The following is a 23,399-nucleotide window of genomic DNA, read 5'->3' as shown; positions in this document are numbered from 1 at the left end:
GTGTCCGACGGCGATCTGATCTCGGCCCTCTACGCCAGCTGTTTCCGGCGCCTGGTGGTCCAGCTGTACGCGGTGACCGGTGACCTCAGCGAAGCGCAGGAGGCGGTCCAGGAGGCGTTCACCCGTGCGCTGGTGTCGCCACGGCGCTTCGCCGCGCTGGAGAACCCGGAGGCGTGGCTGCGGCGGGTCGCGGTGAACTGGGCCCGCAGTCGGTTCCGCCGCCGTCGGGTGCTCGACGGGCTGCTGCGCCGGATCGGCCCGCCACCAGCCGTCGCCGACCACTCGCCGGAGCACCTGGCCCTCCTCGCCGCGCTGCGGGAGCTGCCAGCGGGGCAGCGGCACGCCCTGGCGCTGCACTACCTCGTCGACCTGCCGGTGGACGAGGTCGCCCACACCCTGGGCGTGTCGGCCGGGACGGTGAAGTCCCGGCTGTCTCGGGGCCGGCACGCCCTGGCGGCGCTGCTCACCGACACCACCGAAACCGACGAGACCGAGACCAGGAGGATCGATGCACGGTCGTGAGTTCTCCGGGTTCGACGTGGACACCCTCACCGAGGCAGTGTCACCGCCGCCCCTCGACGAGCTGCGGTCCACCGCCCGGTCCCGCCGGCGCCGGTCGGTCGCGATGGTGGCAACCGCACTTGTCGCACTGGCCGGGCTGGCGGTCGTGCCGCTGGTGGCCGGGGCGGACCGACCCGACCCGGTGGTCCCCGCGTCCCCGTCGCCCACCCAGGGGGACAACTTCACGCTGACCGGGCCCGACTCCGGGGTCGACGTCGACGTGTCGAAGGACGGCTGTGTCGTGCGGTTCGCCTACACGGGTGATCGCGGCCGGACCTGGTCGGACTGGGACGCGGCCCGCTTCCAGGGCACCAGGTGTACGGCCAACGCCGCCACCGGCACCCCGGCCGGTCGTGACGAGGTCGCCGTGCTCAGCGACCGGTCCTACCTGGTGACCGACGCCGGGATGCCCCGTGTCTCCACCGACTACGGCCGTACCTGGCAGGACGGGAATTCCGCGATCGTCGCCGTACCCGCCTTCCCGGCCACGGCCCGCCCGGTCTTCTGCGGCTTCGGTTGCCAGCCACTGTCCGAGCCACTGGCGGTGGATCCGTCGAGCGGGACGGTGTACCGGCTCAGCGCGAAGCCACCCTCGTGGCGTCCACTGTTCAGTCTCTACCCGGCCGCCGACGGCTCCATCTGGGCGGCATACCAGACGGAGAGCACCTCCGGGGCGACCCTCGCCCGTAGCGCCGACGGAGGCGCGACCTGGACCGCCTGGGACGCGGGAGGCGACGTCAACGTCGCCGCCGTGGTCGGGCTCGACGGCCGGGAAGGGTACGCGCTGACCGGTTCGCCGACAGCGGACGGTGGGATGCGGCTGCTGCACACCACGGACGGCGCGAAGACCTGGACGGACGTGGGCGTCGACCTGCCGTGGTGGACGTGGGACCTCACGGTGGGGTCGGACGGCTCCCTGCTCGCGATCACCGGAGGGACCGAGCCCGACCGGCTCGCGCGGCTCCTGGTCAGCCGGGACGACGGGAGGCACTTCACTGTCGCGCGGGAGTACGGCCCGGTGGTCGGGACGGCCAGTGTGGCACCCGGGTACGCCTGGCTCTACGGCCGCGACGACGGCTCGGCCGGCGAGCCCGACCACGTCATCGTCACCACGGACGCGACCACCTGGAGTCGCCTCACGCTCAAACCCTGAACAAGACGCGCCGCCACGAGTTAGCACTGACCCGCACCGGGTAGCCGCCATCCGCTGCTACCGGCGGTCCGGGAGGTGGGATGACGGCGACCAGTGCCTTTTTCGAGCGGTTGACCGTTGCCGGCCAGGACCCGCGTTTCAACAAGGTCTGTGGGAGCGTGCGCTTCGACATTCGGGACGGGGACCGCCTCGAACAGTGGCTCCTCAAGATCGATCACGGCCGGATGCGGGTGGCGCGGAGCGCCGAGCCGGCCACCACCGTGATCATGGTTTCCGCGCAGGTCGCGGAAGCGATGGCACGTGGTGAGGTGAACGGCCTGGCGGCGATCACCCGGGGCGAGATCATGGTCGACGGCGACCTCGGCCTGGCGTTGCGGATCGGGCGGCTGTTCCCGCGGAACCCGGAGCACGGCGGCCCGGACGGCGGCCGGTGACCGATGCAGGACATCCACGGCACCGTGGCGTGCATCGACGGGAACACCTTCATGGTGTCCGACGCGAGTGGCGATGTGGAGTCGTCCCCCGCCACCCCGGTCGGGCTGTTCGCCGCCGACACCCGCTTCCTGTCCCGCTGGATGCTCTTCGTGAACGGCGAGTGCATGACCGCGCTGTCGGTGGACGACAGCCAGTACTACGAGGTCACGTTCTTCGTGGTGCCGGGCCAGGCGGTCGACTACGTGCAGGCCGACGTGTCCGCGATTCGGCGTAGGCGGATCGGCCCGGACCTCACCGAGTCGTTGACGATCTTCAACTACGGCGAGCGGGAGATGGAGCTCGACATCCGCCTGGAGGTGGCTGCCGACTTCGCCGACATCTTCGAAATCAAGTTCGACGTCAGTGACAAGGCCGGCACGTACTACACCGAGGTCGGCCCGGACGAGCTGCGCCTGGGTTACCGCCGCTTCACCTACCGCCGCGAGGTGGTCGTGTCGGCCACCGAACCCGCCGAGTACGACCCCGACGGCCTCCGGTTCACGGTCCACCTGGGCCCCGGAGAGCAGTGGTCGACGCGCCTGCAGGCGGCGATGCGGGCGCTGCGCCCGGACGGCGTCGACCTGCGCTCCGCCCTGCGGGCCCAGCGCCCGGACGACTCCACCCTGCCCGCCAGCCTGCAGGCCTGGGTCGCGGCGGCCCCGACGCTGGACACCGACAGCGTCGCCCTCCAACAGGTGTACGCCCGCAGCCTGGTGGACCTGGCCGCGCTGCGCTTCGCCCCGCTCTCGTTGGGCGGCGCGACCGTACCCGCGGCCGGGTTGCCGTGGTTCATGACCCTGTTCGGCCGCGACAGCTTGCTGACCTGCTTGCAGACCCTGCCCGTGACACCGTCGTTGGCTCCACCGACGTTGCGGATCCTGGCGTCGTTGCAGGGCGCTCGGCGCGACGACGTGCTGGAGGAGGACCCGGGCCGGATCCTGCACGAGCTGCGCTACGGCGAGTCGGCGGCGTTCGAGGAGCAGCCACACTCCCCGTACTACGGCACGGTGGACGCCTCGCCGCTGTTCGTGGTGCTGCTCGACGAGTACGAGCGGTGGAGCGGCGACACCGCACTGGTGCTGGAGCTGGAGCAGGAGGCCCGGGCCGCCCTGACCTGGATCGACGAGTACGCGGACCTGACCTCCACCGGCTACATCTGGTACCAGCGGCGCAACCGCGCCACCGGCCTGGACAACCAGTGCTGGAAGGACTCCTGGGACAGCATCTCCTACGCCGACGGACGGTTGCCGGGCTTTCCCAGGGCCACCTGCGAGACGCAGGGGTACGCCTACGACGCCAAGATCCGAGCTGCGCGGCTGGCGCGTACCGTCTGGGGTGACCTCGCCTTCGCCGAGCGGCTGGAGCAGGGGGCGGCGGCCCTGTACGACCGCTTCAACCGGGACTTCTGGCTTGAGGACGCCGGCTTCTACGCCCTCGCGCTCGACCACGACGGCACTCCGGTCGACAGTCTGTCCTCCAACATCGGGCATCTGCTGTGGAGTGGCATCGTGCCGCCGGAGCGGGCCCCGAGAATCGTCGAGCACCTGATGGGTCCGGCGCTCTTCTCCGGTTGGGGGGTGCGCACCTTCGCCGAGGGGCAGCGCCGTTACAACCCGCTCGGCTACCACAACGGCACGGTCTGGCCGTTCGACAACTCGTTCATCGCCTGGGGTCTGCGCCGGTACGGCTTCGCCAGTGAGGCGGGCCGCATCGCCGAGAGCATCCTCTCCGCGGCCACCTACTTCCAGGGTCGGCTGCCTGAGGCGTTCGGCGGGTTCGACCGCGCCACGACCCGCTACCCGGTCCGGTATCCGACCGCCGGTAGCCCGCAGGCGTGGTCCAGCGGAGCGTGCATGCTGCTCATCCGCACCATGCTCGGCCTCGACCCGCACGAGGACCACCTGGCGCTGGACCCCGCGCTACCGTCCGCCTTCGGGCGGATGGCGCTGATGGACGTTCCCGGCCGTTGGGGTAAGGCCGACGCCTTCGCCCGCCACCGCCCCGACCACCCCGAGCCGTAGGGACGACAGCGGACGGGCGCAACCGGGAAACCTCCGGTCGCGCCCCGGTCCCGCTCCGGTCAGTCGGCGGACAGCCCCCGGGTCGCCAGTTCGCTGAGCGACCCGTTGCCGCCGCCGAGGGCCGTGCGAGCCACCGCCGGCTTGCGCACCTCGAACACCTCCACCAGGAAGGTCGGCGAGCCGGAGCGCCCCTTGATGCCGTCCACCTCCTGCCGGTCCGGGTTGAAGGGCAGCCTCCGCCACTGCCCCGCGACCTCCGGCCAGGTGGAGGAGATCGCCGTGACCAGGCCGTCGACCAAGCTCGCGTAGTCCTCGGGGCTGATCGGGCGGCCCCGCCCGTATCGGTCGCGCAGCGCGAGGATGTCCGCGTTGGCTGTGCCGGCGTAGCTCTCGTCCAACCCGAGCCACCAGTGGGCGAAGTACGCGCCCTGGTAGCCCTGGGCGAGATAGCGCGACCCGTCGTGGTGCACCTCGATGATGAAGTTGTGCACCTGGGGGAACTGACAGTCCAACAGCAGGACGGTCTCCGCGCTGGCGGGCTTGGCGAGCAGGGCCTTCCTGAGCTTGTCGCCGTCACCTGCCCGCAAGGTCTCCGCCGGCTGGCCGACGAGGTCGCCGCCCTTGGCGCTCAACTGCTCGCGGATCTGGAACGCGGCCAGGCCGCAGTTGGCCCACCTGCGGCTCTTGTCGCGCAGTCGCAGCTGCTTGTCGTCGGTCCGCCCGGTGCTCAGCAACGCCACCCCGAGCTTGTCCCGATCGGCGGTGTCCAGGGCCAGGTCCCGCTGCCGCTGGTCAGGGCCGCTGGTGAACCCCGTTCGGGCATAGTCGGTAGCGGCCGTGACGGCGTCGACCCAGGTGTCGAAGCGCTTGTCGTCGCCGAACTTCGTCGCCGACCAGGTGACCAACTGCCCGAGCGCCTCCTCCTCGAAGTCCTTCGGCAGCAGCGGCTGGATCCGCCCGACGATCTCGGCGTAGGCCTTGCCGTCGTCCTCCAGGTTGGGGATCTGACCATCGGGGTACGTCGTCTTGTCCTCGGCGATGAACAGCATGCCGAACCTCCACAGTCCCTTGTGTACGGTCACCCGCAGTGGCGAGTCGACTACCAGGCTGGCCCATCGGAGGGGTGTAGCGCGCGCAACGTCGGGATTCCGTCCACCGTCTTCCAGCCTGGGGACCGTCTGCCCCGCCTGGAGGCGGCTCAGGGCTCAGGGCTCAGGGCTCAGGTGAGCATGGTGTGCTTCAGCCTCGCCTGCGCCTTTTCCGCCCTGGGGGCGAGTACGCCGTGACAAACTCCGAGGTGTCCTCGGTGGTCCGGCACGTTCGGCTGCGGGCGGCGGGTCGGTGCCCAGCTGCGAAAGGGGCGAGGATGCAACCAACCTGGCTGTTGGCGCTGTCCTGGGCCGCGCTCGCGGCGGGGTTCGTCAGCTTCGCGATCGTGGTCGCCGACACCTATCTACGCGGGCACCGCCAGCCCGTCCGGGTGATGGAGATCGTTTGGCTGGTGACCGTCCTCTACATCGGCCCGGCGGCCGTCCGGCTCTACTGGAACTGGGGCAGACCCGAGGCGTCCGCACGGCGACGGCGCAACGCCGAGCGTCGGCCTCGGCGGGGCGTCATGGTCACCTATGTGTCCCGCTGTGGCGCGCACTGCGCGCTGGGCTTCGTCGTCGCCGAGGTCGCCCTGTACGCCCTCAAAGACGACTCGGCCCAGGGCACGTTGTGGTTCGACTACGCCGGCGACTACCTGGCGGCTGTGGCGATCGCCGTCCTCTTCCGGTACGTCGGCGAACCCGGTCGCAGCGTCGCGCAGATCTGGCACGCGATTACCACCGTCATCAAGGTCGAACTGGTGACCATCACCGCCTTCGAGCTGGCCCTGTTCGCGTGGCTGACGCTCGCGCACCACGTCGTCTTTCCCGAGCCGTCCCTGCGGCCGGACAGCCCGGTCTTCTGGTTCGCCGGCCAGATCGGGCTGATTGCCGGCTTCATCGCGGCGTGGCCGGCCGCCTCCTGGCAGCTCGATCGACGGGCCGGTCGAGCAGCGTAGTCAGCCGGTCGGAGTGTCGACGACCTGGACGACGGGCGGGGTCTCGCCGGTGGCCCGGCACACGGCCTGGACGAGTAGATCAAGCCCAGTCCTGACTCACGATGGGCTGCGGGCGCCGCGAAAGGCGCCAGCCATCCGCTCCGGCTGGGCCGCCATGCCGATGTGCTGTTGAGCGACGCGCGAAGCGGTCACCCGGACGCCGGGGAGCCGTTGAAGGCCGACCACCGCACCGCCCGGGATGACAAAAAGTAAAGGCAAGGAGATAGCCCTCCCTGCCACTTTTAACGTATATCGCACCCGGGGGCTTGCCGCAAGACCCCGGTCGTGGCGCAGAATCGGCGGCCGGACCAGCACGAACCAGGTATCGGGGGGCACGACGTGGGTGTGTTGTCGATGGACGAGGGCCGCAGCGACCTCGCAACGCTGGTGGACCTTCGGGAGGTCGACGAGACGCAGGTGGCGGCCGTCGGGGGCAAGGCCGCGCACCTGGGCGTGCTGTCGCGGATCGACGGGGTCCGCGTACCGACCGGGTTCTGCGTGACGACGGCCGCCTTCCGGCGGGTCATGGCGCAGGCCCCGTCGGTCGACGAGCTGCTCGACCAACTCTCCCGCCTCGGCCCGGACGACCGGGAGGCGGTCGGCGCGCTCAGCGCGGAGATCCGCCGGAGCATCGAGGAGACCCCGATCCCGGGCGACCTGGCGGCAGCGATCACCGGCGCGCTCGCGGAGTTCAGCGAGGAGGCGGCCTACGCCGTACGGTCCAGCGCGACGGCGGAGGACTCCCCCACGGCGTCCTTCGCCGGTCAGCAGGACACCTACCTGAACGTCGTGGGGCCGGCGGAGATCCTGCGGCACGTCAGCCGGTGCTGGGCGTCGCTGTTCACGGAGCGGGCCGTCGTCTACCGACTGCGCAACGGCGTCGACCACCGTAAGGTGCAGATGGCTGTCGTCGTACAGCGGATGGTCTTTCCGGACGCGGCCGGCATCCTGTTCACTGCCGACCCGGTCTCGGGCGACCGGAGGGTCGCGACCGTGGACGCCGGCTTCGGCCTCGGCGAGGCCCTGGTGTCCGGCCTGGTGAACCCTGACGTCTTCACGGTGCGCGACGGCGAGGTCGTCACCAGGGCGGTGGCCGCCAAACAGCGTGCCGTCGTCGCCGTGTCGGGCGGCGGTACGCGGGAGGTGGCGATCGACCCGCAGCGGCAGGGGCAGCCGGCGTTGACCGAGGAGCAGGTCGTGCGGCTGGTGCGGCTCGGGCGACGGATCGAGGCCCACTTCGGCCGCCCGCAGGACATCGAATGGTGCCTGGCCGACGACGACTTCCTGATCGTGCAGAGCCGGCCGATCACCACGCTGTTCCCCGTACCCCCGGCCGGTGACCAGGAGAAGCACGTCTACCTCTCGGTCGGTCACCAGCAGATGATGACCGACGCCATGAGGCCGCTGGGGCTGTCCATGTGGCAGTTGACGGCCATGGCCCCGATGCTGGAGGCCGGCGGTAGGTTGTTCGTCGACGCCACCCGGCTGCTGGCCTCGCCGGGCCGCGCCGGATTCCTGGAGATGGTCGGGAAGTCCGATCCGCTGATGAGGGACGCGTTGCAGACGCTCCTCGACCGCCCGGACTTCGTGCCGACGACGCCCGTGGGCGACGGTGGTCCCGCCCGGCTGCCGAGCGGCGGCGCGTCGATCGAGACCGACCCGGCCATCGTGACCGAGCTGGTCGAGCGCAACGAGGCGTCCCTCGCCGCCCTGCGGCGGGACATCGCGACGGTGACCGGCACGGCGCTGTTCGACTTCCTGCTGGAGGCCTTCGAGGACCACAAGCGGATCCTCGCCGAGCCGCTGAGCATGCAGGCGATCATGGCCGGCATGGAGGCCACCTGGTGGCTCAACGACCGGCTGTACGAGTGGCTGGGCGAGAAGAACGCCGCGGACACCCTCACCCTGTCCGCCCCCGGCAACATCACCTCGGAGATGGGGCTGGCGTTGCTGGACGTCGCCGATGCGATCCGTCCGCATCCGGAGGTGGTGGCGTTCCTGCGCGGCGTCGAGGACGACGACTTCCTCGACGAGTTGCCGAAGCTCGCGGGCGGGGCGGAGGCGCGTGCCGCCATCGAGGCGTACCTCGACCGGTACGGCATGCGCTGCGTCGGGGAGATCGACATCACCAGGCCACGGTGGAGCGAACGCCCCAGCACACTCGTGCCGGTGATCCTCGACAACGTCCGGCTCTTCGAGCCCGGTGCCGCCAGGGTGCGCTTCGAACAGGGGCAGCAGCGGGCGCGCGAGAAGGCGCAGGAGGTGCTGACGCGTCTGCGGGCGCTGCCGGACCGGGAGCAGAAGGCCGACGAGACCGAGCGGATGATCGACCGGGTGCGGACCTTCGTCGGCTATCGGGAGTACCCGAAGTACGGCATCGTCAGCCGCTACTTCGTCTACAAGCAGGCCCTGCTCGACGAGGCCGAACGTCTCGTGCGGGCCGGCGTCCTCACCGAGAGGGAGGACGTCTTCTACCTGACGTTCCAGGAGTTCCACGAGGTCGTGCGCTCGCACCAGCTGGACGACGACCTGATCCGGCAGCGCACTGACGCGTTCCGGTCGTACCAGGCACTGACGCCTCCCCGGGTGCTGACCTCGGACGGCGAGGTCCTCACCGGGGCCTACCGACGTGACGACGTGCCGGTGGGCGCTCTGGTCGGTGTGCCGGTGTCAGCCGGGGCTGTCGAAGGACGCGCCCGCGTCATCCTGGACATGGCCCAGGCCGATCTCGAAGCGGGCGACATCCTCGTCACGGCGCACACGGACCCCAGCTGGACGCCCCTGTTCGTCGGCATCGCCGGCCTGGTGACGGAGGTCGGCGGGTTGATGACGCACGGCGCGGTGATCGCACGGGAGTACGGCCTGCCGGCTGTCGTCAGCGTCCTCGACGCCACCCGGCTGATCCGCGACGGGCAGCGGATCCGCGTGCACGGCAGCGACGGGTACGTCGAGATCCTGCCCTGACCGAGGGCACCTCTGAAACCGCCCGACCGCGCCCCGATCGTGGTGGCCGTGCCGTCCACCCGCGACGAGAAGGACTCCACTGCCGACGACGCCCTCATCGCCGAGGCCACCAGTGTGGTCTTCGCTCCGCTGCGATAAGAGGCGAAAAGCGTCCGCTGCCGCTGCGCCGGTCTCACATTACCGATATTCGGCAGTCGACAGAATCACAGTTTCCCGGCATCTGCCGGCCCGACGCCCTCAGGGCCGGCACCTGGCCACGTCAGGCACGTAAGACCAGGTGAAGGCTCAGCGATCCGCCCCGAACGCTTAACGGAAACTTAAGGAATTGCCACCCGAAAAACTGTTATTCGACGCCGACAGGCCGTCCACCAGGGCACATCGGAAATGGTCTCCTTAATTCTTCGCCCACAAGTTGATGCGAATCCCCCAACTCGCTCATACTTCTTTTCGCCATCAGCTGTGCCGTCGACCCAAAGGAAGAATTGGTAATGCGGACTCCCCCCGCGCATGTCGCACCGCCGGACCGGGCGCGCAAGCGTCGTCGTATCACCCGCCCCACGCTGGCCGGCGCGGTCGCCGCCGCGTTGACCGCCAGCGGCATCTACATCGCCGGCGCCCAGGCCGAGGAGGTCTCCGTCCCGGGCCGGGTCCAGGCGGAGGCCTTCGCGGCGCAGTCCGGTGCGCAGACCGAGGGCACCGGCGACGCCGACGGCGGCCGCAACGTCGGCTGGCTGGCCAACGGCGACTGGCTGCGGTACGACGGCGTGACGATCACCGGCGCCGACCTGACCGCCCGGGTGTCCTCGCACAACTCCGCCGGTGGCACCGTCGAACTGCGCCTCGGCGCACAGGACGGCGCGGTGCTGGCCAGCTTCCCGATCGCCCAGACCGGCGGCTGGCAGAAATGGACGACAGTCGCCGCGAAGGCGTCGAGCGTGCCCGCCGGCCCGCAGACCGTCTTCGCCGTGCTGAAGAGCACCTCGACGTCGGACTTCGTCAACCTGAACTGGTTCACGTTCGGCCCCGCGGCCGGCGCCTCGCCCAGCGCCTCGACCACGCCGAGCACGTCGCCGAGCGCCTCGGTCACCCCGAGCGCCACCCCGTCGTCGTCCGCCTCCGTGTCGGCGCCACCGAGCGCGCCGGCCGGCGGCTGGGTGCCCGTCGACCAGGCCCGGTGGGACAGGGAACTGGCCGCGTACAACGCGATCACCCCGAAGCCGGTGGCGCCGGGCACCACCCGGGTCCCCGAGTTCCACACCGACTGCGAGGTCGCCAACTCCGCGCCGGACGACCCGATCGTCGTGCCCGGCCTGCCCGGCGCCTCGCACATGCACACGTTCTTCGGTACGAAGATCGACGCCTTCACCACGACGGACAAGCTGCTCTCCGCGACGACCAACTGCAACGCCCCGGGTGACAACAGCGCCTACTGGGTCCCGGAGCTGCGCAAGGACGGCAAGGCCGTGCCGGTCAAGAGCTTCCGCGTCTACTACGGCTCGCGGGTCAAGGACCCGTCGACCGTCAAGCCGTTCCCGCCGGGCCTGCGGGTCGTCGAGGGTGACGCGAAGAAGCAGGTGGACACCCCGAAGAACGCCGGTAGCAACCAGTTCTGGTGCGCCGGCAGTGCCGAGATCGGCCGCAGCGCCGACGGCAACTGGCCGGTCTGCGCCCCCGGCGGCAACCTGATCTTCCAGCTCGTGTTCAAGGACTGCTGGGACGGCAAGAACATCGACTCGCCCGACCACAAGTCACACATGGGCGACCCGGTGAACGGGGTCTGCACCGGCAAGTACCCGGTGGCCGTGCCGGATCTGTCCTTCATGGTGAACTACCAGTCGCTGGGCGGTGACGGTCTCAGCCTCTCCTCCGGCAAGCCGTCGTCCATGCACGGTGACTTCATGAACGCCTGGGAGCCTGCCCGCCTGGGTGCTCTGGTGAAGTCCTGCCTCAACCAGAACGCCAAGTGCGGCACCGAGGTGAGCTTCGCCGGCGGCTGACCGACGCCTGACAGAGACGGCCCCCGCACTCCGGTGCGGGGGCCGTCCGCCTGCTGTGGTCGCCGACGTCCGTTCGGGCAGAATGGCTGGGTGGACGCTCAGCTACTTGCCGCGGTGCACGCCGGCGACGCGCCAACGGTCGAGAAGCTGTTGCGAACGACGTCGAAGGACGCGCTCGCGGGCGACGAGGGCAGCAGGCTGCTGCGCGCGGCGGCGATCGTCGGTGACGCCGATGTCGTCTCCGATCTGCTCGACGCCGGAGTTGATCCGGCCCGCCCGTGGGAAGACGGCGTCGATCCGGTGTCCTGGGCGGCCGACTTCGGCGCGTACGAAGTTCTGCGCGAGCTGCTGGACAGCGGTTCGTCGTGGCGGAAGCAGGTGCCCCAGCACAGGAAGCTCGCTGCGTTGGAAGTGGCGCGCGCGTGGCTGAGCCTCGACCCGGAGGTCGAACTGCGACGGAGGCTCGGCGCACGTCAGGACGAGCCGGCCGTCGTCGAACGCGTGCAGATCCCGATCAGGGACCAGGGACGACGGCAGGCCACCGGGATCCGGTTGACCCTCGCCGACGGGCGTCAGGCCGAGACGCAGATCGCACATCGGGCGATCGTCACCGATCTCGAAGAACAGCTCGGCATGTCTGCCTCGCCTGACGAGTTGTTGGCACGTGCCCTGTTCCATGCGGACCCGGAGTCCTGCGACTGGGGCCAGGCCCAGGTCGCCCTGTGGAGGCGCGGCGACGCCGAGGAGGTTTTCCGATGGGCCGCCAGCCTCGTGGCGCACCCGTCGGTGGACACGAGGCGATTCGCGACCGAACTGTTGCATGTGCTGGGCTGCCAGGAGCAACCCTCGACGGCGCAGGCGCTGGAGGTGCTCAGGCCACGCTTACGCGCCGAGGACGACGTGGTCGCCCTGGACAGCGTGATTGGCGCATTCGCCGAGTACACCGACCGCGGTGACCTGACGGACATCCTGCACCTTGCTGGTCACCCCACCCCCGGGATCCGCGCACGCGTCGCCGGCGAACTCGTCAAAGCCATCGGCGAACCTCCACAGGCAGGTCACCGCCCTGACCTGCCCTTCATCCCATTTGACACGCCGCCGGACGTCCTGGCGACGCTGATCCACCTCGCCTCGGACGTCGACGCCGACGTCCGCGCCGGCGCCCTGCTCACCATGGCCGAGTCCGGCATCGACACCCCCGCGGTTCGCGAGGTGCTGACCGCGCACCTGACCGACGACCACCGGTCGGCGAGGCTGAACGCCGCTGCTGGCCTAGCTCTCCGCGAGGACCAGCGCGGCCTCGACGTACTCCGCCAGGTGGGTTCCGAATTGACTCCCACAGACGTACGCCGATGGCAGGTCTACGACGTGGAGAAGGTTCTGGAGTATCGGGCCTTTGGAGAGGAGTTTCTAGAGTAGGCGGCGTGTGGATCAAGACCGGTGCCGTGACGACCACGCTGACCCTGCTGGCGACTCTCGCGGTCGGCTGCACACCAGCCACTCCCCCGCCGATCCCCACGAACGCCGACCTGACGAGAGCCTGGTGCGGCTCCTCCGGCGACCGCATCGACCTGCGCCAGGACGGGTCGTCGCGGGTCGAACCGATGTCTGACACCTATCTTTCGCACCTCCTTCGCGACCTCAGCCACACGTGGACCGACCAGTTCATCTGGCGTACCTACTTCGACGGCCGCAAGCCCACGTCCACCGACGGCAGGTGGCTGCTCAGCGAATACGAGAACGACGGCGACCAGAACGTCGACCCGCGCTGGTGGGTGCGACTGGACTTCGGGAAACGCGCGTCCGCGGATCGGCACGAGAAGGAGGCCCCGGACCCGTACGAGTTCGGCGACGCGCTGCTCGTCAACCACGACGGCAACGGCTTCGAACTGTTCGCCCTCGACGGGCGGCCCGACGAAGACTGGTCGAGCCGGTTCACGTCCTGCGCCGACTGATCGGCGGACGCGCCACCGTCCGGACGAGTCGATGACGGGCCCACGCTCCCGCACCGGTCTAGTCTCTGGGTCGAGACAACCATCTCGGGAGGAGTAGGGCATGGGCCTCGTCCACATCGAACTGTTCGCGACCCTCGACCTCGTCGCGCAGGCGCCCGGCGGTCCCGAGGAGGATCCGGCGGGGTTCCCGTTCGGCGGCTGGCAGGCGCCGCTGCTGGACGAGGTAGCCGGAGCGCAGGTCGCGGCCGCGTACGAGGGCACCGACGCTCTCCTGCTCGGCCGGCGGACGTACGACATCTTCGCCGCCTACTGGCCGCACCAGGAGGGCGGCCAGGACGACGACATCGCCACGCTCTTCAACAGCGTCCCGAAGTACGTGGCGTCCCGGGGCACGCCCGACCTCTCGTGGGCCGGGTCCACGCAGCTCGGCCCGGACCTGGCCGGCGCGGTGCGCGAGATCCGGGACCGGCATGAGCACGTGAAGGTCGTCGGCAGCCTGAACCTGGTGCAGACCCTTCTGCGGGAGAAGCTCTTCGACCGTCTGGACCTGTGGGTGCACCCGATCGTGCTCGGCGTCGGCAAGAAGGTGTTCGACGGTGGCGAGGTGCCCACCAACCTCACGCTTCTCGAACCGCCGGTGGCCAGCGCGAAGGGCACTGTCTATCTGCGCTACGGGCTGGCCGACGGCACGCCCGCCACTGGCGACATGGCGGCACCCGATCGCGGTGCCCGGCACGACAACTGACCTCGCGCCGCCGCCCCATCGCCCCATCGCCAAGATCCGCGCAACATCAGGGTTGTTGGTGTCTCCCGCATGTCGGAGGCAGCAACAACCGGGAAGTTGCGCGGATCTCCATGCCGCCGATCAGCCGCACCGTCAACAACCCGGCTGGTCACTACACCTAGCGGGCGGCCTCGTCGGGGACGGACCGCGGGTGCCGGAGTGCGCTCAACAAGGCGGTGACGACGGCAGCCACCAGCAGGAACCGCACCGCGTTGAACAGCACCGTGTCGCCTGTGGAGTGGGGTGGGAAGAGGTCCTTCACGAGCCAGCCACCGCCCAGCCCGAGGCCCAGGCAGAGGTGCATCGCGGCCCGCAGGCGCGGGAGGGGCTGCGGCCGGCCGAAGATCCGGGGTACCTGCGTGCCGCCACGGCTCCGGTGAAGCAGCACGGCGGCCATGGCCAGGCTGGCCGCGAGGCACGCGACGGCCAGAACCACGTCCACGGACTCCATGGGCGACAGGCTATCCGACGGACGCCCGCGCAGCAGGTGCGCGTCGGGCAGCCGGCTGAGAACCACAAAAGCGGCAACGCGCGGGGCACTGGCGACCGCCAGGCCGAGCCGGGATCAGTTGTAGAGCCAGGCGGCGCCGCAGCAGACGAGCAAGGCCAGTAGTACGGCCGAGATGAGCAGCAGTACGAGGAGCGTGGCCAGGTCGCTGCGCGCCGACGGTGTGGGCGGTTGTGGCGGTGACCCGCCTTCGGTTGGCTCGGCGACGGACACCGCATGATCATGTCAGTTCTGTCGTCGGACTCAGTCCGGCCCAGTGGCCGGACCGTCGGCAGTGGCAGGTTCGGGCTCAACGGCAGCCCGCGGCGGCTACTCGTCGCCTGCTCGTCGCCACGCGCACGGCGCACGGCGCACGGCGCACGGCGCACGGCGCACGGCGCACGGCGCACGGCGCACGGCGCACAGCGCACGGCGCACGGCGCACAGCGCACGGCGCACAGCGCACGGCGCACAGCGCACGGCGCACGGGTGTTAGGAGAGGGCCCCACCTACCAGCGCGAAACTCACCAGGATCGCGGCGGCCAGTGGCACGGCTACCGCGACGACGAGTGCCCGCCGACGATGTGATCCGCCGGTCAGCACGACGATCAGCAGGCCCAGCGCCAGGTCGATGGCGACGTTCCACCAGGCCCCTGAGGAGTAGCCGGGGTCGGTCGCCTTGCCGGCGAACCGGGCGGCCTCCTCGAAGAACACCGCTGCCGGCAGCGCCGCCCCGACGACCTGCCGCCAGCCCGTGCCCCGCGCCCACGTCCCCGCGGTGCCGAACACCACCCCGGCGAGCACCCCGAAGAACATCCAGACCAGCGACGACGGCGACCAGAGCACCGCGAGGTCGTCGCCTTGCAGGAGTGCGGCCGCGAGGTAGTAGCTGGGCACCGCGACGACGAGCAGGACGGTGGCGCCGAGCGCGGCGCGTAGCCACCCGGACCGCACCCAGTATCCGAAGAGGAAGGCGGCGACAGCCCAGGTCGCGGTCGAGTTGCCGAGTTCGGCGACGGGGAACGGCAGCCACTTGATCCAACAGAAGTCGAGGACGCCGAGCAGGAAACCGCCCACCACGGAGGCGAGGGCCACCGTCCGATCACCAGGTCGCATGCCGGCAGAGCCTACCGAGTAGGCGTGAACACCCCGGCGACCCCCGGGCGACCCGGTCGCTCAGGTCCGGCGCGGGATCGTCAACCGGCCCGGGCGCGCAGGCTCCGCGTCAGGGTGGGGATCATCACCGCCGCCGGTACGAGGTGCAGCCCGACGAGGGTCACGGTGGTGGCGGTGTTCGCCCCGGCCAGCAGTGGCGGGACCAGCGAGATCGCCGTCAACGACACCGCCGTCCAGCGGAACCGTTCGGCGGGGCGGGCGCTCCACCGCAGCAGGGCGACGGCGATGACGACGCCGACGATCGAGAAGAACCCGGTCACCACGGCGAACCCGGCCAGCGGGATCGTCTCACCGCCGTCGGGGATCTCGAAGTCGACGCCGACGCCCTGGGCGAGCGCGGCGGCGAGGGTGGTGGCCACCACCGCGACGACGGCGGCGACGAGGCCGATGCCGGCGAGCCCGAGGAGTCGGCGATTGGTCTGAGCGGACGCCGGGGCGGCGTTCGTGCTGGTCATGTCAGTGCTCCATCGGTTCGGGTACGGGCGGACACCGGGATCACTTCGTGCCGTCCGCCGGCAGCCGCTCCGGCAGGTCGAGCCGTGGGAACTGGTCGTCGTGGAAGGTGGTGATCTCGGTGATCGCTCCTCCGGTGATGCGTAGGACGTCGAGCGTCAGCGGCAGGTACGCGTTCTCCTGCTCTCGCCAGTGGTAGAACGCGACGGCGGGCTGCCGGTTGACGGAGGTGGGGACGCCGCGCAGGCCGGTCATGCCGTCGAAGCCGTCCTGGATCCAGTCGTTGACCACCGCGTCCCGGCCGACGTGCAGGCCCGGGGTGGGTGGCATCGAGCAGCGCACGTCGTCGCGCAGCATCGTGGTGAGTCGGCCGATGTCGGTGGCCACGCTGGCCTCGGTGAAGCGGCGTACCAACTCGCGCGTCCCGGCGTCCCCGTCGCCACCGGTCCAGTCCTGCCGCTCGGCGGGCAGGTGCTCCCGCATGCCGGCGCGGGCCCGTTGCAGCGCGCTGTTCACCGAGTTGACGGAGTCGCCGAGCAGCTCCGCGACGTCCTTCGCCGGCCAGCCGAGCACGTCGCGCAGGATCAGCGCGGCCCGTGGGCGCGGCGCGAGGTGCTGGACGGCGACCACGTACGCCAGCTCGATCGTTTCGCGCGCCACGGCGAGCGCCTCCGGCTCGTCCGCGTCGACCGCCGGCAACTCGTCGAGCAGCCGATCCGGATATGGCTGCAACCACCGCACCTCACCGCCGGTGGCGGGTTCCGGGCGACGCTTGGCGAGCAGGTCCAGGCAGGCGTTGGTGGCGATCCGGTACAGCCACGCCCGGAACGTCGAGCGCCCCTCGAAGGTCTCCCGCCGCCGCCAGGCCCGCAGCAACGTCTCCTGCACGGCATCCTCGGCGTCCTCGAACGACCCGAGCATCCGGTAGCAGTGCACGTGCAGCTCCCGCCGGTGCCGCTGCGCCAACCCCGAGAACACCGGCTCGTCGACTTCGGCGAGGTCCCTCACATCCGCACTCATCACGTCATCCTTCCGTCTCGTCATGTCCTTTCGTAGGTGTGACGGGCGCGGGCCGGGAAACTCATCACCGGGGCCGCGTCGGCGGGGTCCGCCGCCACAAAGCCGGGTCACGCCGCAGCGCACGCATCGACACGATCACCGCGTCTCGCAGGTTTGGCGGAGGAGAACTTCGAGCACAACCAGGAAGGTCAGGTCAGGTCCGGCCGCCACAGAGGAGTGCCCAGTGAAACGACCGACTCTCGGCATGCTCCTCGTGGTGCTGGGCGCCATCATCGGGTTTGTGCTCGCCAGCACGGTCGGCGAGCGCTATCCAAACGCGTTCGTGGCCACCTCGGCCGCGATCAGCATCCTGGGCTTGACTGCCGTACTCGTGCACCTGCTGCGCCGCCGGCGGCAGCAAGGGGACTGAGGGAGCCACGGATATGCGCAGGGGATCAAGGGGGTTCACGATGCGGCGTCGGCAAGCGACGAGCGCACTGGTCGTGCTCGCGTTCCTCTTGTTGATCATCGTTGCGCAATTCGCCTGGCCAGAGGTGTCACCGGCACTGCGGTACCTGGGCGGCGGGTTGATCGCGGTCGGGTTGCTCTTCCTGGCCGTAGGCTTCGCGGTGCGGGAACGACGGCGACGTTCTGACGGCTGACAGCGGGATCCGGCACCGTCACGCCGCGACGGCTGCCCGGCCCACCGGGAACCGCACGCCGGTGAGGTCTTCCGAGACGGCCCAGAGGCGTTGCTGCACGGTCAGGTCGTAGGACTCGGGGCTGGACGTGACCAGCCTCGGGTAGCCGCGCACCTCACCCAGGCCGTCGGGGCCGTAGTACTGCCCACCGAGGACGGACGGGTCGGTGGCGGCCCGCAGGGTGGGCAGCGCGCCTGCGGTCGCGGGCTGGGCGATCGTCGAGGCGAGCAGGGTTGCCGGTCGGCGGACGACCGCCGGGGTGTTGCGGCCCAACTCGGTGCTGGAGAGCCCGGGGTGTGCGGCCACCGCGACGGTGGTGCCGTGGGCGGTGAGCCGGCGCTGCAACTCGTAGGTGAACATCAGGTTGGCAAGCTTGGACTGACCGTAGGCGGCGACCCGACTGTAGGAGCGCTGCCACTGCAGGTCGTCGAAGTGGATGGCGGCGCGGATGCGGTGGCCGTTGCTGCTGACCGTGACGACCCGGGAGCCGGGCACCGGCAGCAGCAGGTCGAGCAGCAGGCCGGTGAGCGCGAAGTGGCCCAGGTGGTTGGTGCCGAACTGCATCTCGAAGCCGTCGCGGGTGCTCTGCTTCGGGGTGAACATCACGCCGGCGTTGTTGATCAGCAGGTCGATCCGCGGGTGGGAGGCGCGCAGGCCGGCCGCGGCGGCGCGCACCGAGTCCAGCGAGGTCAGATCCAGTTCCCGTACGGAGACGTCACCGTTGATCCGAGCGGCGGCCAGCTTCCCCTTCGCGGTGTCCCGCACGGCCAGCACGACCGACGCCCCGCGCTCGGCGAGCCGCCGGGCGGTCTCGAAGCCCAGCCCGGTGTTGGCGCCGGTGACCACGGCCACCCGGCCGTCCTGGCGCGGAATCTGCTGCTCGGTCCACTTCATCTCAGGTCCTCCTTATGTACCGCCGGTAACTTATGCTCGGAACAGTATGGTACCGCCGGTACGCTGTCAAGGCACCGCCGGTACCTAAGCTAGGGTTGGGGTCATGACGTTCCAGCGGGCGCGCAGCGAGGAGCAGCGTGCGGTCCGGCGCCGGGCGATCCTGGAGACGACCTCGGCGATGCTCGACGAGATGCCGGTGGCCGAGGTGACCCTGAACGAGCTGAGCCGGCGGGTCGGCCTGGCCAAGACGGCGGTGCTGCGCTATTTCGAGTCCCGCGAGGCGGTGCTGCTCGACCTGATGAACGACCGGGCGACGACCTGGCTGGCAGAGCTGGAGCAGGAACTGGCCCGCGATGTCGACCCGGACCGGTCCGCGACGCAACGGGCGGAGCAGCTGGCCGACGTGCTCAGCCGGTCGCTCGCCGCCCAGACGGTGCTCTGTGATCTCTTCGGCGCACAGGGCGGGGTGCTCGAGCACAACGTCTCGGTCGAGGCGGCCCGCCGACACAAGCGGGCCTCCCTGGGCAACCTCGCGGTGATGGCCGGCCTCATCCGGCGACACCTGCCCGAGGTCGGCGACCGGGCCGAACTGTTCTGCCTGAATGCCCTGATCATGGGTGGCGCGCTGTCCGCCTACACCTCGCCGCCGCCGAGCCTGCTCGCCGTCTACGAGTCCGAGCCGGCGCTCGCTGTCCACCATGTCGACCTGCGGACAGCCCTGCGGCTCGCGATCATCACGTCGCTCGTCGGCATGCTGCCGCGCTCCTGATTCTCTGCACTTCTTCCGCGACGACCAGGTGCACCTCAACGACTTCTACGAGCGGTCCACCGGCGCCACCCGCCAGTTCTGGACGACCGCGCACCTGCCCGCGCCGCGCTAGACGGATCACCGAAAGCATCCTCGTGACCGTGCCGACCGCCCGGACCATCAACAGCGTCACCGGCACCAACTGGGCAGGTGTCGGGGTCTCGACACGGCGCTCAAGGCCGGCTTGGGAGCGTAGGCGCGGCTGCGGTTTGACCTCGCTCGGCCCGGACGCCGCAGCGGTCGGCGACCCGTTCGCAGCAGGCCCAACCAACTAGATCTTAATAAAGTTAAGGCCTGAGCCCTTGGAGGTTGAGGATTATTAAGCTATAAATTCAGCTATGACAGAGCAGGCGATGGACTGGCAGGAACTGACCAGCCTGACGCGAGGGCAGCCGTTCGTCGTCGAGCGGGTGCGCCTGGCGGGCAACGGCGTCGCGATCGAGGGCGAGTTCGAGCTACCGCAACTGGCTCAGCTCAACGTCGAGGACCAGGTCTTCGTCACGGCGTTCGTGCGCTGCCACGGTTCGATCAAGGAGATGGAACGCATCTTCGGGGTGAGCTACCCGACGATCAAGTCACGGCTCAACCGGATCACGCAGATGCTCGACTTCGTCGAGACCGACCCGGCACCGTCGCGAGCCGACGTCATCGACCGGTTGCGCCGCGGTGAGATCACCGCACAGGAGGCGCTGGCCGAGTTGGACGGCCGGGCATGATGCCGCAGTTGGTCACCGTCAGGGTCGACCGCCCGGACCGCCGGCCCGTCCGCGTGTGGGTTCCGGTGCTCCCCGCGGCACTCGTGCTCTTCCCGGTCGTGGTCCTGGTCGTGCTCGCGGCGATCGTGGCCTGCGTCGTGTTCCGCATCGGTGTGGTGCGGGCGCTCGGCGCCGGTTGGCGTGTCATCTCGGCGCTGCCCGGCGCCCGTTTCGACATCGAGCAGGGCCGCCTGGCAGTGCTCGTGGCTATCCGATAGGAGAGGTTCAGATGACCGAACAACGCAAGGACATCCTCGACATGCTGGCCGCCGGCAAGATCACCGCCCAGGAGGCGGAGCAGCTGATCGCCGCCCTCGAACGGGACCAGGCACCGGCGACGGTGAGTCCCGACGCCCGACCGAAGGGCAAGGTGAAGTACCTGCGGGTGCTGGTGGACGCCACCGACAACGGCGAGCCGTCGCGGGTCAACGTGCGGGTGCCACTGCAACTGCTGCGGGCCGGCGTACGGCTGGCGGCGCTGGTCCCGCCGCAGGCCCTGGCCAAGGCCAACGCCTCACTCAGCGACTCGGGTGTGCCGATCGACCTGACGCAGCTCAAGCCGGAGCAGTTGGAGGCGCTCGTGGAGCACCTCGACGAGGTGACCGTGGAGGTGGATTCGCCCGATGCCACCGTGCGGGTCTTCTGCGAGTAGGCGCCGTCTGACGAGACGGCCCCTCGAGAGGGTGCGGGAACACCCTCCCGAGGCTGCGCCCGCCGCAGCAGGGCACAGGTGAACTGCCAACCTGAAGTCTAGCCACTCACCAGCACACCAGGGGGACCACTCGGACGGGTGGTCCCCCGCTCGTCGGGACGGGCATCGTCGAGGTCGACAGGCAGCGGAGCCTGGTCGGTCAGCAGTCATGCGGGCAGCGCACGCCAACCAGGAATGCCCTACAGTCGTCGGCACGGTCGGCGGAAGGACCCTTGTGGACGAGAACGACAGGACGACGTTCCGTACGTCCACCCGCCTCACCTTCGTGTTCATGCTGCTGATGGGGCTGCTGGCCTGGGTTCTCGTCCAAACCGTGCTGGCACTCGTCGCCGGACGGCTGCCGGCCGACTACACGAACATCGCCGCTTCCGGTGTCCTCTACGCCGTCGTCTTCAGCGTTCTCTCGGTTGTGCTGCATCGGAAGAACTGGTCATCGGTCGACGTCACCGCTCCGGCGCTGGGGCTCGTCGAGAAGGGGCGATCCGCCGTCCTCCCATGGCAGGCGATCCACTCGGCGACGGTTCGCCGCCCTGGCCCGTTCGCCGTCCTCCAGGTCACGGTGCGCCCAGGAGCGGCCGCACCGCCCGGCACGACGCTTCGTCCACGGATCCGTGCCGGCCAGCCTGTCTACACGGTCAACGTCGGCCTGCTTCGGCCCGCGACGGGCGCCCTGCGTGACGCACTCGCCCGCCACCTGCCACCGGTCCCGGCGTCGGAACGGGATGCACCCGGTAGGTAGGTGAGGGTTCCGGCCGCCCCGGGAAAGACCACCATCGAGGTACGCGGAGAGCCGTTCGCCAACCCGGGCGGCGAGTCGGTGCTCGACTGAAGGGAACGCCCCGCTCAGGGGTTGATCAGTGCCCACTCGCCTTCGGAGACGACGTCGACGGTGCCGTCGACCACACGGATGGCGGTGTTGTCGTCGATGGCGTACGTCGGGACCGGGATGCCGGACGCCCACTTCTGGATGTCGGACAACGTGGTGTCCGACATCTCCGGATGGTTGAGGTGGGGGTACAGCGTGAAGTCCACCAGCCCCAACGCCCGGTCGGCGTCCTTCGCCATGTCGCTGCCGTCCGGGACGAACCCGAGATCGAACTCGGCGTCGCAGTTGTGCGGCGTGACCGCGATGCTCCCGGCGCTGACCCCCACATAGACCGTGTCAGTCAGCGACGGCAGGAGGTCGGCCAGGCCCGACTGGCGCATCCAGTGGGTCAGGTACAGCACGTCGCCGCCCCAGACGAGGAGGGCGTCGGCCTCCCGGACCGCCGGGACCCAGTTCTCTTCTCGGATGGTCGGCAGCGCGGTGAGCTCCAACAACCCCAGGGACTTCCAACCCAGCTGGGTCAGCGGGATGTCGGCCCGACCGTGAACCGCCTTCCACGCCCTCTCCGCCCCGCCGGGGAAGGGGTGGACAGCTGTGGGAATGAACAGGGCCGTGGACTCGGCGATCGGCTTGCCCAGCAGGCCGACGAGCGCGTCGGAGATGCTCGGGTTGCTGATGCCCCCCGAGGTGAGAAGGAACTTCATGCCGATCCACCCTCCTGAAGTTAATCTACAAGCGTCGATGCTGACCGAGGAAAGGGCCCCGATCGTGACCATCGGAAACCGAACCCTCCCACGAATCCTCTCCGCCCTGCTGGCCGCCGTGCTCGCCACCGGCCTGTCCGCGGTCGGTGCCGGACCGGCGACCGCCGGGCAGACCGGCCTGCGGGCCGCCGACCCGAGCGTGATCCGCGTCGGTTCCACCTACATCTCGGTCCAGTCGCTCGACGGCGGCGTTGCCGTACGGCAGGCAGCGTCACCCGACGCGCTGGCCGCCGCGCCCGCGCGACAGGTGTGGACGGACACCCGCAACCTCGGCGAGGTCTGGGCCCCGGAGATCGTCACCGACGGCGGCCGGTACTACATCTACTTCTCGGCCGGGCGCGCTGCCGCCCACCGCATGTACGTGATCCACTCGGCGTCGCCGGCCAGCGGCTACACGGCCGAACGGCAGCTCGCGCTGCCCGACGGCAAGTGGGCCATCGACGGCAGCCTGTTCACCTTCAACGGGCAGCGGTGGTTCGTCTGGTCCGGGTGGGCCGGCGACACCAACGTCGAACAGAACATCTACCTCAGCCGCATGAGTGACCCGCTCACCCCGACCGGCAACCGGTACGTCATCTCCCAACCACGGGAGAGCTGGGAGCGCGTCGTCGGCAACCCGTACATCAACGAGTCCCCCGAGGCGATCAGGGACCCCAACGGGCAACTCCACATCGTCTACTCCGCCAACGGCAGCTGGAGTGACCAGTACTGCCTGGCCGACCTGCGACTGCGCGCCGGCGGTGACCCGACGTACGTGTGGGACTGGTACAAGTCCAACGGCTGCCTGTTCGGCTCGAACCGGGCCACCATGATGGCCGGATGAGATCCC

Annotated in this window: 26 protein-coding genes and 1 pseudogene; 19 read left to right on the top strand and 8 right to left on the bottom strand. The window is 70.0% G+C overall.

The window, feature by feature from the left end; all coding sequences use genetic code 11:
- The 4 genes from O7614_RS16240 to O7614_RS16225 all read left to right on the top strand — a co-directional run bounded on the left by O7614_RS16240 (position 1) and on the right by O7614_RS16225 (position 4,209).
- Positions 1 to 522: a sigma-70 family RNA polymerase sigma factor gene (locus tag O7614_RS16240; RefSeq protein WP_278139303.1), complete on the top strand. Its 522-nt coding sequence runs from the start codon at positions 1 to 3 to the stop codon at positions 520 to 522.
- Positions 509 to 1,714: a hypothetical protein gene (locus tag O7614_RS16235; RefSeq protein WP_278139302.1), complete on the top strand. Its 1,206-nt coding sequence runs from the start codon at positions 509 to 511 to the stop codon at positions 1,712 to 1,714. The genes O7614_RS16240 and O7614_RS16235 overlap by 14 nt, the downstream gene beginning before the upstream one ends.
- An 80-nt stretch (positions 1,715 to 1,794) precedes the next feature.
- Positions 1,795 to 2,148 carry an SCP2 sterol-binding domain-containing protein gene (locus O7614_RS16230; protein ID WP_278139300.1) on the top strand — a complete coding sequence of 118 codons (354 nt, stop codon included), beginning with the start codon at positions 1,795 to 1,797 and terminating at the stop codon, positions 2,146 to 2,148.
- 12 nt (positions 2,149 to 2,160) lie between these two features.
- The gene (locus O7614_RS16225) at positions 2,161 to 4,209 is read left to right on the top strand and encodes a glycogen debranching N-terminal domain-containing protein (RefSeq protein ID WP_278142274.1); all 2,049 of its coding nucleotides are present in this window, start codon (positions 2,161 to 2,163) and stop codon (positions 4,207 to 4,209) included.
- A gap of 59 nt (positions 4,210 to 4,268) precedes the next feature.
- Here the strand turns inward: O7614_RS16225 and O7614_RS16220 are convergent, their stop codons facing one another.
- Entirely contained in the window at positions 4,269 to 5,258 is a 990-nt protein-coding gene (locus tag O7614_RS16220; RefSeq protein WP_278139299.1) for a hypothetical protein, read from the bottom strand.
- A 317-nt stretch (positions 5,259 to 5,575) separates the two neighbouring features.
- Between O7614_RS16220 and O7614_RS16215 the strand changes: the two genes are divergently transcribed.
- From O7614_RS16215 to O7614_RS16185, 7 genes and pseudogenes are all read left to right on the top strand, one after another.
- A complete protein-coding gene (locus O7614_RS16215; protein ID WP_278139298.1) occupies positions 5,576 to 6,256 on the top strand; it encodes a DUF4396 domain-containing protein in 681 nt (226 codons plus the stop codon).
- Between the two features lie 393 nt (positions 6,257 to 6,649).
- Positions 6,650 to 9,259 carry a rifamycin-inactivating phosphotransferase gene (gene rph / locus O7614_RS16210; protein ID WP_278142273.1) on the top strand — a complete coding sequence of 870 codons (2,610 nt, stop codon included), beginning with the start codon at positions 6,650 to 6,652 and terminating at the stop codon, positions 9,257 to 9,259.
- Positions 9,260 to 9,265: 6 nt separating this feature from the next.
- Positions 9,266 to 9,397, top strand: a pseudogene (locus O7614_RS16205) (class A beta-lactamase); the annotation flags it as partial.
- 350 nt (positions 9,398 to 9,747) lie between these two features.
- Positions 9,748 to 11,256, top strand: coding sequence for a DUF1996 domain-containing protein (locus O7614_RS16200; protein ID WP_278139297.1), 1,509 nt, complete (start codon positions 9,748 to 9,750; stop codon positions 11,254 to 11,256).
- Positions 11,257 to 11,370: 114 nt separating this feature from the next.
- The gene (locus tag O7614_RS16195; RefSeq protein ID WP_278139296.1) at positions 11,371 to 12,675 is read left to right on the top strand and encodes a HEAT repeat domain-containing protein; all 1,305 of its coding nucleotides are present in this window, start codon (positions 11,371 to 11,373) and stop codon (positions 12,673 to 12,675) included.
- A 5-nt stretch (positions 12,676 to 12,680) separates the two neighbouring features.
- On the top strand, positions 12,681 to 13,211 hold the full coding sequence (locus O7614_RS16190; RefSeq protein ID WP_278139295.1) for a hypothetical protein: 531 nt from the start codon (positions 12,681 to 12,683) through the stop codon (positions 13,209 to 13,211).
- Positions 13,212 to 13,311: 100 nt separating this feature from the next.
- Positions 13,312 to 13,956, top strand: coding sequence for a dihydrofolate reductase family protein (locus O7614_RS16185; protein WP_278139294.1), 645 nt, complete (start codon positions 13,312 to 13,314; stop codon positions 13,954 to 13,956).
- A 157-nt stretch (positions 13,957 to 14,113) separates the two neighbouring features.
- Here O7614_RS16185 and O7614_RS16180 read toward each other — a convergent pair whose 3' ends face one another.
- From O7614_RS16180 to O7614_RS16160, 5 genes are all read right to left on the bottom strand, one after another.
- A complete protein-coding gene (locus O7614_RS16180) occupies positions 14,114 to 14,446 on the bottom strand; it encodes a hypothetical protein (RefSeq protein WP_278139293.1) in 333 nt (110 codons plus the stop codon).
- 114 nt (positions 14,447 to 14,560) lie between these two features.
- Positions 14,561 to 14,716, bottom strand: a complete 156-nt coding sequence (locus O7614_RS16175; RefSeq protein ID WP_278139292.1) for a hypothetical protein — start codon at positions 14,714 to 14,716, stop codon at positions 14,561 to 14,563.
- A 258-nt stretch (positions 14,717 to 14,974) separates the two neighbouring features.
- Entirely contained in the window at positions 14,975 to 15,598 is a 624-nt protein-coding gene (locus O7614_RS16170) for a DUF6518 family protein (RefSeq protein WP_278139291.1), read from the bottom strand.
- 80 nt (positions 15,599 to 15,678) lie between these two features.
- Positions 15,679 to 16,113: a DUF6069 family protein gene (locus tag O7614_RS16165; protein WP_278139290.1), complete on the bottom strand. Its 435-nt coding sequence runs from the start codon at positions 16,111 to 16,113 to the stop codon at positions 15,679 to 15,681.
- Positions 16,114 to 16,153: 40 nt separating this feature from the next.
- Positions 16,154 to 17,131: an RNA polymerase subunit sigma-70 gene (locus O7614_RS16160; RefSeq protein WP_278139289.1), complete on the bottom strand. Its 978-nt coding sequence runs from the start codon at positions 17,129 to 17,131 to the stop codon at positions 16,154 to 16,156.
- A 223-nt stretch (positions 17,132 to 17,354) separates the two neighbouring features.
- Between O7614_RS16160 and O7614_RS16155 the strand changes: the two genes are divergently transcribed.
- Together O7614_RS16155 and O7614_RS16150 are read left to right on the top strand one after the other, a co-directional pair.
- Positions 17,355 to 17,540, top strand: coding sequence for a hypothetical protein (locus O7614_RS16155; protein ID WP_278139288.1), 186 nt, complete (start codon positions 17,355 to 17,357; stop codon positions 17,538 to 17,540).
- A 40-nt stretch (positions 17,541 to 17,580) separates the two neighbouring features.
- The gene (locus O7614_RS16150; protein WP_278139287.1) at positions 17,581 to 17,772 is read left to right on the top strand and encodes a hypothetical protein; all 192 of its coding nucleotides are present in this window, start codon (positions 17,581 to 17,583) and stop codon (positions 17,770 to 17,772) included.
- 18 nt (positions 17,773 to 17,790) lie between these two features.
- Here the strand turns inward: O7614_RS16150 and O7614_RS16145 are convergent, their stop codons facing one another.
- Positions 17,791 to 18,705 (bottom strand): SDR family NAD(P)-dependent oxidoreductase, encoded by a 915-nt coding sequence (locus O7614_RS16145; RefSeq protein ID WP_278139286.1) that lies wholly within the window; start codon positions 18,703 to 18,705, stop codon positions 17,791 to 17,793.
- Positions 18,706 to 18,808: 103 nt separating this feature from the next.
- On the opposite strand from O7614_RS16145, the gene O7614_RS16140 reads away from it, so the two are divergent.
- The 5 genes from O7614_RS16140 (at position 18,809) to O7614_RS16120 (ending at position 21,719) form a co-directional block, all read left to right on the top strand.
- Positions 18,809 to 19,474, top strand: coding sequence for a TetR/AcrR family transcriptional regulator (locus tag O7614_RS16140; protein ID WP_278139285.1), 666 nt, complete (start codon positions 18,809 to 18,811; stop codon positions 19,472 to 19,474).
- 377 nt (positions 19,475 to 19,851) lie between these two features.
- Positions 19,852 to 20,229, top strand: a complete 378-nt coding sequence (locus O7614_RS16135) for a DUF2089 domain-containing protein (RefSeq protein ID WP_278139284.1) — start codon at positions 19,852 to 19,854, stop codon at positions 20,227 to 20,229.
- On the top strand, positions 20,229 to 20,486 hold the full coding sequence (locus tag O7614_RS16130; RefSeq protein ID WP_278142272.1) for a hypothetical protein: 258 nt from the start codon (positions 20,229 to 20,231) through the stop codon (positions 20,484 to 20,486). The genes O7614_RS16135 and O7614_RS16130 overlap by 1 nt, the downstream gene beginning before the upstream one ends.
- Before the next feature lie 11 nt (positions 20,487 to 20,497).
- On the top strand, positions 20,498 to 20,920 hold the full coding sequence (locus tag O7614_RS16125; RefSeq protein ID WP_278139283.1) for a hypothetical protein: 423 nt from the start codon (positions 20,498 to 20,500) through the stop codon (positions 20,918 to 20,920).
- A gap of 274 nt (positions 20,921 to 21,194) precedes the next feature.
- Positions 21,195 to 21,719 (top strand): hypothetical protein, encoded by a 525-nt coding sequence (locus O7614_RS16120; RefSeq protein WP_278139282.1) that lies wholly within the window; start codon positions 21,195 to 21,197, stop codon positions 21,717 to 21,719.
- Positions 21,720 to 21,823: 104 nt separating this feature from the next.
- Here O7614_RS16120 and O7614_RS16115 read toward each other — a convergent pair whose 3' ends face one another.
- On the bottom strand, positions 21,824 to 22,510 hold the full coding sequence (locus O7614_RS16115) for a Type 1 glutamine amidotransferase-like domain-containing protein (protein WP_278139281.1): 687 nt from the start codon (positions 22,508 to 22,510) through the stop codon (positions 21,824 to 21,826).
- Between the two features lie 64 nt (positions 22,511 to 22,574).
- Between O7614_RS16115 and O7614_RS16110 the strand changes: the two genes are divergently transcribed.
- Positions 22,575 to 23,393 (top strand): glycoside hydrolase family 43 protein, encoded by an 819-nt coding sequence (locus O7614_RS16110; RefSeq protein WP_278139280.1) that lies wholly within the window; start codon positions 22,575 to 22,577, stop codon positions 23,391 to 23,393.
- Positions 23,394 to 23,399: the final 6 nt, after the last annotated feature.

The sequence above is a fragment of the Micromonospora sp. WMMD961 genome (assembly GCF_029626145.1).
Lineage (GTDB): Bacteria > Actinomycetota > Actinomycetes > Mycobacteriales > Micromonosporaceae > Micromonospora.
This window is presented reverse-complemented; position numbering and strand designations above follow the sequence as displayed.

Bases quoted from the DNA above. Each gene is read 5' to 3' on its own strand.
- O7614_RS16235 (WP_278139302.1), top strand. From the start codon at position 509: ATGCACGGTCGTGAGTTCTCCGGGTTCGACGTGGACACCCTCACCGAG.
- O7614_RS16230 (WP_278139300.1), top strand. From the start codon at position 1,795: ATGACGGCGACCAGTGCCTTTTTCGAGCGGTTGACCGTTGCCGGCCAG.
- O7614_RS16220 (WP_278139299.1), bottom strand. From the start codon at position 5,258: ATGCTGTTCATCGCCGAGGACAAGACGACGTACCCCGATGGTCAGATC.
- O7614_RS16215 (WP_278139298.1), top strand. From the start codon at position 5,576: ATGCAACCAACCTGGCTGTTGGCGCTGTCCTGGGCCGCGCTCGCGGCG.
- rph (WP_278142273.1), top strand. From the start codon at position 6,650: ATGGACGAGGGCCGCAGCGACCTCGCAACGCTGGTGGACCTTCGGGAG.
- O7614_RS16200 (WP_278139297.1), top strand. From the start codon at position 9,748: ATGCGGACTCCCCCCGCGCATGTCGCACCGCCGGACCGGGCGCGCAAG.
- O7614_RS16185 (WP_278139294.1), top strand. From the start codon at position 13,312: ATGGGCCTCGTCCACATCGAACTGTTCGCGACCCTCGACCTCGTCGCG.
- O7614_RS16180 (WP_278139293.1), bottom strand. From the start codon at position 14,446: ATGGAGTCCGTGGACGTGGTTCTGGCCGTCGCGTGCCTCGCGGCCAGC.
- O7614_RS16170 (WP_278139291.1), bottom strand. From the start codon at position 15,598: ATGCGACCTGGTGATCGGACGGTGGCCCTCGCCTCCGTGGTGGGCGGT.
- O7614_RS16165 (WP_278139290.1), bottom strand. From the start codon at position 16,113: ATGACCAGCACGAACGCCGCCCCGGCGTCCGCTCAGACCAATCGCCGA.
- O7614_RS16160 (WP_278139289.1), bottom strand. From the start codon at position 17,131: ATGAGTGCGGATGTGAGGGACCTCGCCGAAGTCGACGAGCCGGTGTTC.
- O7614_RS16150 (WP_278139287.1), top strand. From the start codon at position 17,581: ATGCGGCGTCGGCAAGCGACGAGCGCACTGGTCGTGCTCGCGTTCCTC.
- O7614_RS16145 (WP_278139286.1), bottom strand. From the start codon at position 18,705: ATGAAGTGGACCGAGCAGCAGATTCCGCGCCAGGACGGCCGGGTGGCC.
- O7614_RS16140 (WP_278139285.1), top strand. From the start codon at position 18,809: ATGACGTTCCAGCGGGCGCGCAGCGAGGAGCAGCGTGCGGTCCGGCGC.
- O7614_RS16135 (WP_278139284.1), top strand. From the start codon at position 19,852: ATGACAGAGCAGGCGATGGACTGGCAGGAACTGACCAGCCTGACGCGA.
- O7614_RS16130 (WP_278142272.1), top strand. From the start codon at position 20,229: ATGCCGCAGTTGGTCACCGTCAGGGTCGACCGCCCGGACCGCCGGCCC.
- O7614_RS16125 (WP_278139283.1), top strand. From the start codon at position 20,498: ATGACCGAACAACGCAAGGACATCCTCGACATGCTGGCCGCCGGCAAG.
- O7614_RS16115 (WP_278139281.1), bottom strand. From the start codon at position 22,510: ATGAAGTTCCTTCTCACCTCGGGGGGCATCAGCAACCCGAGCATCTCC.